General features: G+C 67.7%; 17 protein-coding genes. 9 read left to right on the forward strand and 8 right to left on the reverse strand.

Features of this window, described 5'->3' with window-relative positions; translation table 11 throughout:
- Positions 1-115 precede the first annotated feature (115 nt).
- Positions 116-361 (reverse strand): hypothetical protein, encoded by a 246-nt coding sequence (locus MFF26_RS14125; protein ID WP_137829633.1) that lies wholly within the window; start codon positions 359-361, stop codon positions 116-118.
- A gap of 228 nt (positions 362-589) precedes the next feature.
- Between MFF26_RS14125 and MFF26_RS14130 the strand changes: the two genes are divergently transcribed.
- From MFF26_RS14130 to MFF26_RS14155, 6 genes are all read left to right on the forward strand, one after another.
- On the forward strand, positions 590-784 hold the full coding sequence (locus MFF26_RS14130; protein WP_137829632.1) for a hypothetical protein: 195 nt from the start codon (positions 590-592) through the stop codon (positions 782-784).
- A 10-nt stretch (positions 785-794) separates the two neighbouring features.
- Complete coding sequence (locus MFF26_RS14135; RefSeq protein ID WP_137829631.1) at positions 795-1,151, forward strand: hypothetical protein; 357 nt, start codon at positions 795-797, stop codon at positions 1,149-1,151.
- 501 nt (positions 1,152-1,652) lie between these two features.
- The gene (locus tag MFF26_RS14140; protein ID WP_091947650.1) at positions 1,653-2,129 is read left to right on the forward strand and encodes a (2Fe-2S)-binding protein; all 477 of its coding nucleotides are present in this window, start codon (positions 1,653-1,655) and stop codon (positions 2,127-2,129) included.
- On the forward strand, positions 2,126-4,477 hold the full coding sequence (locus MFF26_RS14145; RefSeq protein ID WP_137829630.1) for a xanthine dehydrogenase family protein molybdopterin-binding subunit: 2,352 nt from the start codon (positions 2,126-2,128) through the stop codon (positions 4,475-4,477). Before MFF26_RS14140 ends, MFF26_RS14145 begins: the two co-directional genes overlap by 4 nt.
- 157 nt (positions 4,478-4,634) lie before the next feature.
- Positions 4,635-5,018 (forward strand): hypothetical protein, encoded by a 384-nt coding sequence (locus MFF26_RS14150; RefSeq protein ID WP_137829629.1) that lies wholly within the window; start codon positions 4,635-4,637, stop codon positions 5,016-5,018.
- A gap of 129 nt (positions 5,019-5,147) precedes the next feature.
- Positions 5,148-6,293: a sensor histidine kinase gene (locus MFF26_RS14155; protein WP_137829628.1), complete on the forward strand. Its 1,146-nt coding sequence runs from the start codon at positions 5,148-5,150 to the stop codon at positions 6,291-6,293.
- 14 nt (positions 6,294-6,307) lie between these two features.
- On the opposite strand, the gene MFF26_RS14160 is transcribed toward MFF26_RS14155, so the two are convergent.
- Positions 6,308-6,586, reverse strand: coding sequence for a hypothetical protein (locus MFF26_RS14160; RefSeq protein WP_137829627.1), 279 nt, complete (start codon positions 6,584-6,586; stop codon positions 6,308-6,310).
- Between the two features lie 277 nt (positions 6,587-6,863).
- Between MFF26_RS14160 and MFF26_RS14165 the strand changes: the two genes are divergently transcribed.
- On the forward strand, positions 6,864-7,259 hold the full coding sequence (locus MFF26_RS14165; RefSeq protein ID WP_137829626.1) for a TIGR02300 family protein: 396 nt from the start codon (positions 6,864-6,866) through the stop codon (positions 7,257-7,259).
- Here the strand turns inward: MFF26_RS14165 and MFF26_RS14170 are convergent.
- Positions 7,256-7,648, reverse strand: a complete 393-nt coding sequence (locus MFF26_RS14170) for a hypothetical protein (protein WP_238308121.1) — start codon at positions 7,646-7,648, stop codon at positions 7,256-7,258. The genes MFF26_RS14165 and MFF26_RS14170 overlap by 4 nt on opposite strands.
- A gap of 321 nt (positions 7,649-7,969) precedes the next feature.
- Between MFF26_RS14170 and MFF26_RS14175 the strand changes: the two genes are divergently transcribed.
- On the forward strand, positions 7,970-9,751 hold the full coding sequence (locus tag MFF26_RS14175; protein WP_238308122.1) for a pyrroloquinoline quinone-dependent dehydrogenase: 1,782 nt from the start codon (positions 7,970-7,972) through the stop codon (positions 9,749-9,751).
- Between the two features lie 15 nt (positions 9,752-9,766).
- Here the strand turns inward: MFF26_RS14175 and MFF26_RS14180 are convergent, their stop codons facing one another.
- The 5 genes from MFF26_RS14180 to curA form a co-directional block, all read right to left on the reverse strand.
- Entirely contained in the window at positions 9,767-10,738 is a 972-nt protein-coding gene (locus tag MFF26_RS14180; RefSeq protein ID WP_238308123.1) for a DUF6925 family protein, read from the reverse strand.
- A gap of 400 nt (positions 10,739-11,138) precedes the next feature.
- The gene (locus MFF26_RS26485; RefSeq protein WP_283207404.1) at positions 11,139-11,264 is read right to left on the reverse strand and encodes a hypothetical protein; all 126 of its coding nucleotides are present in this window, start codon (positions 11,262-11,264) and stop codon (positions 11,139-11,141) included.
- A 147-nt stretch (positions 11,265-11,411) separates the two neighbouring features.
- Positions 11,412-12,020 (reverse strand): hypothetical protein, encoded by a 609-nt coding sequence (locus MFF26_RS14185; RefSeq protein ID WP_238308124.1) that lies wholly within the window; start codon positions 12,018-12,020, stop codon positions 11,412-11,414.
- A 245-nt stretch (positions 12,021-12,265) separates the two neighbouring features.
- On the reverse strand, positions 12,266-12,811 hold the full coding sequence (ssb, locus tag MFF26_RS14190) for a single-stranded DNA-binding protein (RefSeq protein ID WP_137829621.1): 546 nt from the start codon (positions 12,809-12,811) through the stop codon (positions 12,266-12,268).
- 281 nt (positions 12,812-13,092) lie between these two features.
- Positions 13,093-14,109, reverse strand: coding sequence for an NADPH-dependent curcumin/dihydrocurcumin reductase (gene curA / locus MFF26_RS14195; RefSeq protein ID WP_137829620.1), 1,017 nt, complete (start codon positions 14,107-14,109; stop codon positions 13,093-13,095).
- 78 nt (positions 14,110-14,187) lie between these two features.
- Here curA and MFF26_RS14200 point away from each other — a divergent pair, with 78 nt between their 5' ends.
- Complete coding sequence (locus MFF26_RS14200) at positions 14,188-14,592, forward strand: DUF4174 domain-containing protein (protein WP_373324477.1); 405 nt, start codon at positions 14,188-14,190, stop codon at positions 14,590-14,592.
- Positions 14,593-14,604 lie beyond the last annotated feature (12 nt).

Below are 14,604 nucleotides of genomic sequence, written 5' to 3' on the forward strand. Positions count from 1 at the left end.
GAAGGACGGTCCCAGACGTCTCGGCGATCCATGGAGCCCTCCTTCGAGGCCGCTTCGCGGCGCTTCAGGGGGAAGGATGGAAGTCGGTCTCCACGTCCGACCCCCGCTCCCTTCCCTAATGCCGCATGATGCTCTCGATGCTGGCATCCGGCTCGACCTTGCCGGCAAAGCGCGACAGGCGCGATAGGCTCGGCTCGGCCAAGCCACCGGCATTGGCGTAGGTCGCGAGGGCGAAGCTGACGAGGAACTCGGCTTCCTCATGGGTCATCGCCCGTCCGCTCAACGTGCTGGCCGCGCCCCTCACGGCGAGGACCGCTTGGCGGAAGGCGGGGTCGTTCTTCAATTCGTCCAGGCGACTCATCGGGCGTCCTCGGGGCCGTATCTCGGGGTCCATGTCTCGTATCGGTCGGCATCCGCGCGCGCGGTGCGGGCGGGCGACGACATGAGCGAATGCTCCATGAACTCCTGCCGAACGCAATCGGTGCAACCGCGGCCCCCGGGCATCGTAACACTCGGTCTCACCTGTCGGCCCCTCGCCGAGCCGCCGGTGAGCGGTAGATGGTCCGGGCGAGACGCGGGAGATCGGATCATGGACACGAGTGAGGATACGCAGGCGCAGCGTGACCCGGCCTATGTCGAGGGTCGCGCCGCGGCCGAGCGTGGGGAAGGTGCCGATCGCAATCCCCATTCGGCCGGCTCATCGGAGTACCGCCACTGGGCGGATGGCCACGCCTCGGTGACCGCCCCCGATGCCGTCGCCGACGATCTCGCCGATTTCGCCTGAGGGCCCGGCCATGCGCGTGCTGGAGACCCCGGATGGGCGCTACATCGTCGTTCACGGGCGGCTTTGGCGCCGCCACCGGCCCGATCTGGAGCCGACGCGCCGCGACCGGCTGATCCGTGACCTCATGGACGCGCGCCGGGCCGTCCGCGCGGCCAAGCGGTCCGGTGAAGCCGAGGCGCTGCGAGAGGCACGCTCGGCGGTCGATGCCGCCAAGCACGGGCTGGGAGAGCGTGGTCCGGTCTGGTGGACGGACGGCACGCCGGATCTCAATCGGCGGATGATCGCCAACACACCCTATGCGGATTGGTATTCCGACCTGCCGGACGCCGCCAAGGCCGATCCCGACCGGAGGAAGGCGTCGGCTTAGCGATCTCCAGCTGAGCATTCGAGGCGGGGCGCGGTCATCCATGGGACATGGATGATGAGGTCCGATGGAATTCCGACCGTCTTCCGGGGCAAACGTCGCAACCTCAAGGCCGTCTATTCGGCGGCATCCATGTGCGCGAACGCACAGACCACCCTGCCGGAAGCTCCTGATCCCGTCTCACAGCGTAATCCGTGGCCGGCGGCTTGCCCCATGCGATTGTCAGACCGGCCAGTTCCGACTAATTCCAGATTGTGCATGCAGGTGGGGCCGTTGACCGGCCCCGATCCGGGCGCGTCCCGGCCTGCCCTGACATTCAAGAGCCGGGCGGACGCCACCTGAGGTTCCGCCAAACCGGCCGCCACGGCACCGGACCGCCCCGCCTGATCGGCGCCCGGCACCGGTCCCGCCACGGCATTCCATGGGGACGGACAGTCACGATCGGCCCTCCGGCGGAGAATGATTCGCTTGGGTGGCTCCATCCTGAAACGGCAGATGGCAGCGATGATAAAACTGACGGTCAACGGAGCCGAACGCAGCTTCGACGGCGATCCCGAGATGCCGTTGCTGTGGTACCTGCGCGACGAGCTCGGCCTCACCGGCACGAAGTTCGGTTGCGGCATCGCCCAGTGCGGCGCCTGCACGGTCCATATCGGCGGCACCGCTGCACGGGCCTGCATCACCCCGGTCTCCGGCGCGGAAGGCCAGGAGATTGTCACGATCGAGGGCCTCTCGCCCGACGGCAACCACCCGGTCCAGACCGCGTGGCGCGACCTCAACGTCGCCCAGTGCGGCTACTGCCAGACCGGTCAGATCATGCAGGCGGCGGCGCTCCTGAAGGACACGCCGAAACCCACCGATCAGCAGATCGACGAGACCATGAGCGGCAACATCTGTCGCTGCGGTACCTATCCGCGCATCCGTGCCGCGATCCATCAGGCCGCCGGCAACGCGCCCGCCAACAAGGGAGAGCGCCTGTGATTCATGAAGCCAAGATGATGGCCGAGCACGCTGCGTCGAAGGATGCCGCCGGCCCCGTGACGATCGACAATTTCAGCCGCCGCGGCATCCTCGGTGGCATGGGCGCCCTCGTGCTCGCCCTCTCGCTCTCCGACAAGGCGAAGGCGGACGAAGGCCAGACCGAAGAGCAGAAAGCCAAGAAATTCGGCGCCGACGGAATGCCGAACGGCTGGCGCGACGATCCCAAGATCTTCGTTGCCATCGCCAAGGACGGCACCGTCACGGTGACCAACCACCGTTCCGAGATGGGCACCGGTGTGCGCACCTCGATCGCCTTCACGGTGGCCGACGAGCTCGAGGCCGATTGGTCGAAGGTGAAAGTCGTTCAGGCCTGGGGCGACGAGAAGCGCTTCGGCAACCAGGATACGGACGGCTCCCGCTCGCTCCGCCACTTCTTCCAGCATTTCCGCCATGTCGGTGCCGCCGCCAAGCTGATGCTGATCCAGGCCGCCGCCAAGCAATGGGGCGTGCCGGAGAACGAGGTGACGGCCGAGAACCACGTGCTCACCCACGCCAAGTCGGGCCGCAAGCTGGGCTACGGCGATGTCGCGGAGGCCGCTGCCGCCCTGCCGGTGCCGGCCCGCGAGAGCGTCTCGCTCAAGAAGCCGGAGGCCTTCCGCTACATCGGCAAGGGCAAGGTCGGCATCATCGACAATTTCGACATCACGACGGGCAAGGCTCAGTACGCCCTCGACGTGAAGCTCGACGGGATGCTGTACGCCGTCGTGGCGCGCCCGGCCGTCTATGGCGGCAAGGTCGTCTCGTTCGACGACAGCGCGGCCAAGAAGGTCCCGGGCGTCGTGAAGATCGTCAAGATCGACGGCGGTGAGATCCCGTCGGAGTTCATGCCGCTGGGCGGCATCGCGGTCATCGCCAAGAACACCTGGGCGGCGATGAAGGGTCGTGAGGCCCTGAAGATTACCTGGGACGACGGCCCGAACGCCGGCTACGACACCGACGCGTTCCGCAAGGAATTGGAGGCGGCCGCCCGCAAGCCCGGCAAGGTCGTCCGCGTCTCCGGCGATGTCGACGCGGCGATGAAGACGGCCAAGACCAAGATCGAGGCCGAGTACTTCGTGCCGCACTTGGTTCAGGCACCGATGGAGAACCCGGCCGCGGTCGCCCGCGTCAAGGACGGCGCCTGCGAGGCCTGGGCCTGCACGCAGGGTCCGCAGGCCGCCCATGACCGGCTGATGAAGCGCCTCAACCTGCCCGCCGACAAGGTGCGGGTGAACGTGACGCTGCTCGGCGGCGGTTTCGGCCGCAAGTCGAAGCCCGACTACGTGGTCGAGGCTGCCCTGTGTTCGCAGGCGGTCGACGGCGCGCCGGTCAAGCTCGTCTGGACCCGCGAGGACGACATCCAGCACAGTTACTTCCACACCATCTCGGTGGAGCGGCTGGAAGCGGGCCTCGACGACAAGGGCATGCCGGTGGCGTGGCTTCACCGCTCGGTGGCGCCGACGATCGGTTCGATCTTCGCGCCTGATCCGAAGCACGAGCTGCCGTTCGAGCTCGGCATGGGCCTCGTCAACAACCCGTTCGACCTGAAGAACGTGCGTCTGGAAAACCCGGAAGCCGCTGCCCATACCCGGATCGGCTGGTTCCGCTCGGTCTCGAACATCCCGCACGCCTTCGCGATCCAGTCCTTCGTGGCCGAACTCGCCCACGCGGCGGGCCGCGATCCCAAGGATTACCTGCTCGACCTGATCGGGCCGGCCCGGAAGATCGATCCGACCGAGATCGGCGACGTGTGGAACTACGGCGAGGATCCGAAGCGCTATCCTGTCGATACCGGCCGTCTGCGCGGCGTGATCGAGGCGGTGGCCAAGGGCGCCGGCTGGGGCCGGAAGCTGGAGAAGGGCCGGGGTCTCGGCATCGCCGGACACTACAGCTTCGTCACCTACACCGCGGTCGCTGCCGAGGTTGAGGTCGATGCCAAGGGTCAGGTGAAGGTGCACGCCGTCGACATCGCCGTCGATTGCGGTCCGCAGGTGAACCCGGAGCGCATCCGTTCGCAGATGGAAGGCGCCGTGGTGATGGGAATGGGCCTCGCGCTCACCTCCAAGATCACCTTCAAGAACGGCCGCACCGAGCAGTCGAACTACGACACCTACGAGATCACCCGCATCGACGCGGCCCCGAAGATCGTCCGGGTGCATCTCGTTCCGACCGGAAGCTACGACGGTCCGCTCGGCGGCGTCGGCGAGCCGGGCGTGCCCCCGGTCGCCCCGGCGATCGCGAACGCGGTCTTCGCGGCCACCGGCCGCCGCGTGCGCGAGCTGCCGATCCGCGACCAGCTCAGCAGCTGACGAAAACGGGTGCCCCCGTTCCCCAAGGGACGGGGGCACCCGCGTGCTTCTCCCCACTCTTTGAGGAGGGGCGTGCGGACAGCGTGCAACCCGCTGCGGCTCCGAAGACTTTCCGGAGAAACGCCCAGCCGATGATCTCCGCACAGGATTTTTCTTCATGATGCAGACCCCGCGTCTGTCGCTCGCCCTTCCGTTGCTCGCCCTGCTCGCCGGGCCCGCACTCGCATCGCCGTGCTCCGACAAGATCGCCGCCCTCGACGGTCGCGTGAAGGACCAAGCTGCAGAGGCGATTTCGGCCTCGACCGGTAGCAAGACGATCGCCGCCCATCGCGAGGGGGAAGGCCAGACCGGCACCGGTGGCCAGACCGACAAGCGCGAGGCGCCGCCCGAGAAATCGGCCGAGGCCGGCAAGGGCGGTGATCAGGCCCAGCAGGCCAAGGTCGCGGTCGAGGAAGCTCGCACGGCCGACGGCAAGGGCGACGCCAAGGGCTGCGAAGAGGCCGTCCAGCGGGCCGAAAAGCTCCTCGACGCCAAGCCCTGAGATTGAAACGACGTCACCTCGGGCGCGATCCTATCGAGTCACGCGCCCGAGGTCCTATTGCGGACATGCTTGCCTGCCAGGGCGCTCGCCCGAAGGGCCCCGTGTTCCGCCGACCTTGAGCCGACATCGATGACCGTGACTGCGCCGGGTGCGCTCGAACTCCGTCTGCGCCAGCAGGTCATTCTATCCGATTTCGGCGTGGAGGCGCTGCAGGCCAGCGCCCTTCTGCCACTGCTGCAGCGGGCGACGGAGCTGTGCGCCCAAGGGATGGGCGCCCAGTTCTGCAAGGCGCTCGAATACCAACCGGCGCAGGATCTCCTGCTGGTCTGCGCCGGAGTGGGCTGGGAGCCGGATTGCATCGGCAGGGCGGTTGTCGGGGCCGACCTTGCCTCGCCCGCGGGCTACGCCCTCAAGACCGGCCATCCGGTGATCTCGAACCATCTGGAAAACGAGACCCGGTTTCGGACCCCGACCCTGATGGCCGATCACGGCATCCGCCGCGCGGTGAACGTGCTGATCACCAACCGCGACGGGCATTACGGCGTGCTGGAGGTGGACGATACCCGCGAGGGTGTCTTCGGCGAAGCCGACATCGCCTTTATGCAGGGTTTCGCCAATCTGCTCGGCAGCGCCATCGAACGGCTGCGCTCCGAGGCGAAGCTCAAGGTCGCGCTGGAGCGTCAGGATCTGCTGACGCGCGAGATGAGCCACCGGGTCAAGAACAGCCTCACGGTGGTGGCCGGGCTGCTCGCCCTTCAGGTGCGGGGCACCGACAACGAGGATGTGAAGAGCGCCCTCTCCGATGCCCGCGCCCGGGTCGAGGCGGTGGCGCAGGTCCATGACCAGCTCTGGCGCCAGCCGGACATCACGCAGATCGATCTGGCCGGCTTCCTCGGGGCTCTCTGCGACAAGCTCACCGAAAGTGCCGGGGCGAATGCGCTGCGCTGCGATGCCGCTGCCCTGACAATACCGGCCGACCTCGCGATTCCCCTCGGCCTGTTCGTCAACGAACTCGTCACCAACGCGATCAAGTACGCCTATCCCCAGGGCCAGGGTCAGATCCGCGTCGAGGCATTCTCGCGGGGCGATGGCGGCCTGACGGTGGCAGTCGCCGATGACGGGGTCGGATTGCCGGAGGGGTTCGATCCCGCCAAAGCCCGCTCCAGCCTCGGCATGCGGGTCATCAACAATCTGTCTCGCCAGCTCGATGGCGAACTCGTCCTGGTGCCGGGACGGGGCGCCCGCTTCGAAGTGCGGATGGCGCCCCGCCCCTGAGGTTTAACGCGATCTCAGTTGCCGCCGCCGGAGCTGCTGCCGCCGCCGCCGCTGCCCTGCGGGACGGCCCGCGACGGCTGGTTGGCATTACCGCCCGCAGCCGAATCGGTCTGCACCGTGTCCGCACCGGTCGCACCGCGGGGAATCGTGACATTGCGATCGCCGCCGGTATTGTTCTGACCGCTGGTCACCGGCGCGCCGGGCGCTGTCTGCGGCGCCGTCGTCTGAGCCAGGGCGGGGGAGAGGCCGGCCGCCGCGAAGGCGAGCGCGCTGGCGAGAATCGTGTGACGCATCCTGTGACCCTTTCGTCGAACGGAACGAGCGTCCGGCGGCTCGGTGCCGGCCGTTTTGGTTCGCGGGACAACACCGTTGGGCGCCTGTTGTATCCCTCGGGTGGTCAATCTTGGCCGCTCGACGCCGCCGCGTCTTGCCCATACCTTCGGTGGTCAGCACCATCCCCTGGGGCCGTCAGATGCGATCGGAGGAAGCGGCGGAACGCTTCGGATCCGATTGACACCGCCCTGGGGCCGGCGCATCTGCGAAATGCAACAATGTTACGGTGAGGCCTGTATGGATATTTCCGAGCGGGGAACGAAGCGGATCTGCCCGACCACCGGCAAGAAGTTCTACGATCTGAACCGCGATCCCATCATCTCGCCCTATACCGGCGAGGTCGTGCCGATCTCGGCCATGACGCCCCTGGCGCGGGGGGCGGCACCGGCGCTCGCTCGTAAGACCGATCCCGACGAGGACGAGGCGGAAGCCGAGGGCCCCGAACTGGTGTCGCTCGACGAGGTCGAGAGCGAAGAGGGCGGTGCGGATGACAGCAGCGATAGCACCGGCGATGACGACCTCACCGTCGAGGACGATTCCGACACGGCCGACGACGACGTCACCCTCATCGAGGATGAGGACGATGACGACACCAGCGATCTCGTCGATGTCGAGGACGACGACGAGGACTAACGCCTGACCGGCCTCGCCATCAGCAGCGCCGTCCGTACGGCGCTGCGCCGCGAGGGGAGATGTGCGTCGCGCAGGTCGGCGGCTTCCCGCTGCGTCGCGTATCGGGCGACCGACGCGGCGAGATCCAGACAATAACGGTCGCCGATCCGGTACTTTCCGGTTGCCGGATCGGCGAGGTAGGCATCGACGGCGTCGTTCAGACCCTCGATGGGGATGTGCTCCTCGGTCACGAGATCCCAGAGCGTCGGATCGCTCGAAAGCGTTTCTTCGATGGGCGGCAGCGAGCCTGGAGACCCGTTTCCCGCATCGATCGGGTCGCATCGGTCCGCGAGCGACAGGCCAGCGACCTGTTCCCCGATCCGGTCCGTATTGGCGGTCACGGCGCTCATCGTGCCGCACGCACGGCGACGCGATGAACGCCACCTCCGTCGGATCGCGGCGTCACGGGCATCGATGCGGACCGGCGGCATGGTCGAGAGAAGCCGGGAACCGGAGCAAACATAAGGGGGATGGCCGCAGGGCAATCATTCGAACAATACACCGATATCGAAACGCTATAACGTCACATTGTCAATCGCCCAGGCGGCTTTCGCTTGGGCGCCAGATCGCCCTCCGCCCTCGTGCGCTCTCTTACAGCGCGACGGTAATGCCCATTCGACAGGCCGCATCGACCACCGTAACCAGGGGTATCGGTGGGGAGGAGCGGCGACGTGAGACGAGACGCGACGAGTTCGGCACGGGCCCGCATCGGTGCGGCGCTGCTTCTTCTACTTTCCGGAAGCGTCGTCGCGGCAGGCGAGGGGGATTGGCCCGCCTTTGGACGGGATCCGTCCAACGGGCATCATTCACCCCTGACAACGATCGACCGGTCGAACGTCGCCCGCCTGCGCCCGACCTGGATCTTCCAGAGCGGCGTGACCGGTTATTTCCAGGCCGAGCCCGTGATCGTCGAGGGCGTGATGTACGTCTCGACCACCGGCAACCACGTCGCGGCCCTGGACGCCAAGACCGGCCGGGTGCTGTGGACCTACACGCACAAGGCGCGCACCGAGAAGATCTTCGGCCCGCCCTCCAATCGCGGTGTGGCTGTCTCCGAAGGCCTCGTTTTCGAGGCGACCATGGATGGCCGGGTGATCGCCCTCGACGCCAAGACCGGCCGCCTCGTCTGGGATCAAGAGGCGGTGCGCCCGGAGGAGGGAGAGACCGAGACTGCCTCGGCGCTGGCGGCCACTCTCGGCGACAAACCGGTCCAGGGATCGAGCCGGCTCGGCTTCAAGATGCCGCCGCTGGTGGCGGAGGGCCTTGTCATCGTCGGCGTGACCGGCGCGGGCTATGGTCTTCATGTAGAAGACGAGAAGGGCGGGCTCGACGGCGGCTCGGTGGTCGGCATCGAGGGCGGCTATGGCCGTCGCGGATGGCTGGCCGCCTACGACGCGAAGACCGGCGCTGAGCGCTGGCGCTGGTACGTCACCAAGGAGGATGGTTGGGAGGGCGTCTTCGCCGAGACGACGCCCGACGGTATCCCGCTCAACCGCGACATCGCCGCCGAGAAGGCCGCCGCCGAGAAGAACCGCGACGCCTGGAAGGTGGGCGGCGGTTCGCTCTGGATGACGCCGGCCTACGATCCGGCGCTCGGTTTGATCTTCCTCGGAACCGGCAACCCGGCGCCGCAGAATTTCGGCCTGACCCGGCCGGGCGACAACCTCTACACCATGAGCCTCGTCGCCCTCGACGTGCGCACGGGCCAGCTGCGCTGGCATTTCCAGCAGGTTCCGCACGAGCAGTGGGGCTACGATGTCGCCAGCCCGCCCTTCCTCGTCGAGGCGACGACGCCGGACGGCCAGGTCAAGGCGGTGGCCCAGGCAAGCAAGACGGGCTTCATCTACCTGCACGAGCGCACCACCGGCCGCCTTCTGGCGCGCTCCGAACCGCTGATCACGCACAAGAACCTGTTCGCGCCGCCGAGCCCGGAGGGAACGGTGGTGAGCCCCGGGCCGCTCGGCGCCATCTCCTGGCATCCGGTCGCCTACGATGCGGTGTCGAACCGTGCCTTCGCTCAGGTCCGGCACGGGGCGGCAACCTATACGATCAAGACCGTACCGGCCTCCGGCAACCGCCCGGAACTGCGCTATACCGAGACGAGTGAAGCGAAGGGCGAGCCGACCTTCTCGACCCTGACGGCGATCGATCTGGCGAGCGGCAAGGCGGTTTGGTCGAAGAAGGCCGGGAGCCGGCTCTCCGGAGGGACGCTCTCGACCGCCGGCGGTCTCGTCTTCTCCGGAGAGGAGGACGGGCATCTCGACGCGCACGATGCCGGCACGGGCGAGATCCTGTGGCGCTTCCAGTGCGGCGCCGGCATCGGCGGGCCGCCGGTCACCTACGCCGTCGACGGCCGCCAATACGTCGCGGTGGCCGCGGGTGGCGCCTCCTTCACCAAGGCCTCGGGCTTCGGCACGGGCGATGCGCTGGTGGTCTTCGCTCTGCCGGATTGACGGGGGGCGGTCCGCTCACCCGTGGAGGGCCGCCTCTTCCTCTTCCTCGCTCGGCATCTCCTCGACGCACTCGCCGCGCCGGTAGCGGGCTTGTATCTCCGCCGCGCGGCGTGCGGATTGCGCGTGTTTGGGCGAGATCGTCCCACCCGGACCCTGCGCGCCGCCGCGCTTGATCGCGAGCCAATCCGGATCGGCCCAGCGATCCAGCAACGTCTGGAATGCGGCGAGCCGCTCGGGCTCGAACGGGATGCGAGCGCCCATCATGTCCTTGTAGGGGTGCGGCGGATGGATCGCCGCGCAGGGGACGAGCCCCGGCGGGATCGGCGTCGTCGCCGCGTGGGTGCGGCCGCCCTTGAGGAGTTTTGGCAGGACGTGGGTGTGCGGCCCCTCGGGACTGGTGCCGCCGGGACCGGGGATCGGCGAGAACACCTCGATCCGGCCCAAGCGCGCCAGGAACACCCGGTGCGGGCTCAGCCTGACGAGCTGCGGTCCGATCGGGTTCGAAAGGTCGAACAAGGGTTGCCCCAGTCCCGCCCGCAGGCAAGCGATGGCCTCCGGATCGCGGGTGCGGACACAGGCATCGACGGCCGTCAGACCTAAGCCCAGATCGAACAGCACCGCATCCCGGTCCTCGGGGCGGGCGGCCGCTTCGTCCGATCCGAGTTCCGTGACGACCGTGCGCCGGCCCATGGCACAGCGATCTTCGGGCAGGCACAGGGCGACGGCATGGTTCCAGCCCGAGGCGAAGGCAGTCTCGTAGGCCAGGGGCCGCAGCTCCGGCAGGACTTCGAGGGCGATGGCACCACGGGCCGTGGCCAGGCCCAGGCGACCGTCGGAGAGAGGGCTCACCGGTTCTTCCGGATCGCGCATGAATTCGGCGATGGCGCCGAAGCTGCCGAGGCTCCAGGCAGTGCCGGGATCGGCCAGAGCGTCGCGCAGAAGCGCGGCAACGTCCGCCGGATGGGATTCGGCCTGCGAGGCTGCCACCGTCATTCTCCTCCCGCCACGCGGCCCGCGCCAGCCCTCGCCGTACCGGTGGCGTGCCCCGGCGCAGTGTGACCGAATAGGCAGCGATCTGCCCGGAACGTGGGCAGATATGCTGCGTTGCCTGCACGATCCGAAGTATCGGCTTTGCTCATCATCTTACAGGAAGTGAGAACGAATGCGCGACCACAGCCAATCGATCGGCCGCCTTTCTTCATCTTCGCCGAAGCGGAATGGCCGTCCCGCCGCGTCGGCTCACCGTTTGTCGGGCCTCAACAAAGCGTCGGCGGCGAGCGGGAAGACGCCCGGCCCGGCGCCGGAAACCGGCCGCGTCGTGGCGCCGACGAGCGATTTCGAGGGATTCGGCTCCTTCAGCTAAGCAGAACCGAGTTGTGGCGGCCGCTCATTCCTGGCCAGGACTGGGGAGCGGCCGCAATCCGGTGACGAAGTTCCAGCGCCACCCCACCAGCACGACGAAGCCGGAAAAGAGGGTGGCGGAAGCCATGACGGCGAGGGCTGCGTGATCCATGTCCGGCCGCTTAACGGTGCCGGACTGGCCCCGCCACCGTGCGATCCGCCGCAGCGACCACGTGAAACCCGCCTGTTGCCCTTCGGCAGCAGGCGGGTTCGCGTTTGAGCGCCTTCCCGCGCGCGGTCTCAGAAAGGGTCGTTGGGCTCAGCCCTGACCGCCGAAGCCCAATCCACGGATGATGTCGCCGATCGGGTCGACGCGCTTCGTCTCGGTCGGCGCCTGAGCCGGCACCGATGGCGGCGAGGCAGCGTTCGTCGCCGATTCCCGTGATTCGAGGGTGGCATGGCGGCTGCGAACCGGCCGCTGGGCCGCCTTACGCCTCTGTGCCGACGCCGATTTCCGTGCGGCGCCCGGCACATCCCGCTCCAGCTTCTGGGCCGCGACCGGTGCAAGGGCTTGGGACATCGATTGAGCCGGGGGCACCGATACCTCGGCGGGCTTCGCGCCCACTGTCTCGGGACGGGTCTGCGCAACCTCCGTCGCTGGTACGCTCTGCTGGCGCATCGGCGGGTTCACCCAGGCCGTCTGCTCGGCCTGCGTATCGAGACTGGCCACCGCCCGCTCCGGACGCGGCGTCGACGCGGCGAAGGGACCCGCGTGCATGATCTGGGCGGCCAGAACCAGCGCGGATATTGCAGCGGCGGTCACGCCGAGGGTGGACTTGTAGTGTTCCATGCTTGCAGAACGTATCGCCAAGCTTATCGTTCCGCTTCGCCCGGCCTTCCATTGCATGGTTTCGTCGCGGATGGGCAAGGCGAGATCGGGTGCGATCGCTTCGCATGGCGCCCGGAGCCATCGGCGTGAACCGGAATTGCTGCGTACAAAACGACTTCGGCTTCGCCGCGATCAGGTCGCGTGAAGCCGAAGGATGGTCATTGAGATGACAGAGCGAATGCTGTCCGGTGCTTTCCCGATCCTGGGATAGCAGGCGTTGGGGAGTAAATTCCGGACAGGCTGCAATCCTCGGCGAAGCGGGTCTCCGCCTCGTCGGGACGCCCCTAGAACGGGATGTCGTCGTCGAGGTCGTAGTTCGGCTTGCCGCCGCCCCCGCCACCGCCGGAAGGCCGACGGTCGCCGCCGCCCGAGGATCGACCCGAGCCGTACTCGTCGCGCCCGCCACGATCACCGCCGCGGCTGATCTGGCCGCCACCCTGATCATCCTCACCCGCGAAGTCGCCGCCACCCCCGCCGCCGCGACCGTCGAGAATCGTCATCTCGCCGCGGAAGCGCTGCAGCACGACTTCGGTGGTGTATTTCTCCGCGCCGGACTGATCGGTCCACTTGCGGGTCTGAAGCTGACCCTCGATGTAGACCTTCGATCCTTTGCGCAGATACTGTTCCGCCACGCGGGCGAGATTGTCGTTGTAGATCACGACCGAGTGCCACTCGGTCTTTTCTTTGCGCTCGCCCGACGCCTTGTCCTTCCAGGACTCCGACGTCGCGATGCGCAGATTGACCACGGGGTCGCCCGAGGACAGGCGCCGCGTCTCGGGATCGCGCCCGAGATTGCCGACGAGGATCACCTTGTTGACGCTGCCCGCCATCTCACTCTCTCCATTCGATCCGATCTCACAGGGCCTCTCTCGCCCGCGATGGCCTGGACCTTGGCGATCCTGCCTCTCCGGAGCAAGCCGTCCGCACCGCTTGTGCCCACTTCACACCGCCGGGCCGCAGCGCATCACGATGTTCTATCTTTGTTCTGATCGCTGAGCAAGGCATTGAGCGACGTGACAGCCTCTTGTCACACCGACGCCTGGCATCGCGTCCCCCACGGAAGTGCGCGGTTCGAGCCCTGCGCCCTCCTATGGGGATCGGTGATCACGGCTCACGACACCTTCACCACCAGCTTGCCGAAATTGGCGCCCCGCAGCATCCCGATGAAGGCGGCCGGAGCCTTCTCCAGCCCCTCGACCATATCCTCGCGAGCCGTGACCCGACCGGCTTTCAGCCAACCGCCGACATCGCGCAGGAAGCCGTCATGCAACTCCGCGAAATCCCAGACGATGAAGCCGCGAAGCGTCAGGCGCTTGGTGAGCACCGCGCGCATGAGGGTCGGGGATCGGTCCGGCCCCGGCGGCAGCTCGCTCATGTTATAGCCGGAGACGAGGCCGCAGACCGGGATGCGAGCGAAGTCGTTGAGGAGCGGAAGCACCGCGTCGAACACTGCCCCGCCGACATTCTCGAAATACACGTCGATTCCGCGCGGGCAGGCACGGGCGAGCGCCTCGGGGAAGTCGGGTGCGCGGTGATCGACCGCCGCATCGAAGCCGAGCGTCTCGGTGAGATACGCGCATTTCTCCGGTCCGCCCGCGATGCCGACGCTTCGCGCACCCTTGATCCGGGCGATCTGACCGACCAGCGAACCGACCGGGCCGGCGGCGGCGGCGACCGCGACGGTCTCGCCCGCCTGCGGGCGCCCGATCTCCAGAAGACCGGCATAGGCGGTCATCCCCGGCATGCCCAGCACTCCGAGGAAGGCGCTCGGTGCGCCGTCGGCCGGATCGAGTTTTTGCAGGCCGCGCCCGTCCGATACGAGATAGTCCTGCCAGCCGGCAGGGCTCAGCACGAGATCGCCGACCGCGAAGGCCGGATGGTGGGACGCCTCCACCGCGCTCACGGCTTGGCCGACCATCACCTCGCCGATCTCCACCGGCTTGGCATAGGATTTCGCCGCGCTCATGCGCCCGCGCATGTAGGGGTCGAGGGAGAGAAAGCGGGTGCGCAGCAGGACTTCGCCATCCCGCAGCGCGTTGACGCGGTTCTCCTCCAGGCGGAAATGCTCCGGCTTCGGTTCGCCGTGCGGCCGTGAAGCCAGGACGATCCGGCGGTTGACGACGGTCATGAGCGTCTCCGGGTGGGGAAGGGGAACCGGGCAGATGGGTCGCACGTCGTTTCCGGCAATGTGGCCGGGAGAGATGCGGTGGTGTGGAAGCGCGCGGGCCTCGCGATGATGGCAATGATCCTGGGGACCGGAGCATCGGCTATCGAGAGCCATCCGCTGTCACGCTATGCCGGGACCTCGCGGGTGCTGGTTTTGGCGGCGCCCGATGCCCGCAATGATCGACTGTCGGCCCAACGTCAGGCCCTGGCTTCGGCCCGAACAGGAGCGTCGGAACGTGATCTCGTGGTCGTCGAGGCGGTCGGCGACGGGCCGGAAGCGGCAGCGATCCGACGGGCGCTCGGGCTCCCGGCGGATGCGTTCCGCGCCGTGTTGGTGGGCAAGGATGGCGGGGCGAAGCTCACGTCGGCGGAGCCGATACCACCCCAGACGCTGTTCTCGACCATCGACGCCATGCCGATGCGGCGTAACGAGATGCGGCGGTGACACGCTCGCTCG

It is taken from the genome of Methylorubrum suomiense, assembly GCF_022179765.1.
Classification (GTDB): Bacteria; Pseudomonadota; Alphaproteobacteria; order Rhizobiales; family Beijerinckiaceae; genus Methylobacterium; species Methylobacterium suomiense.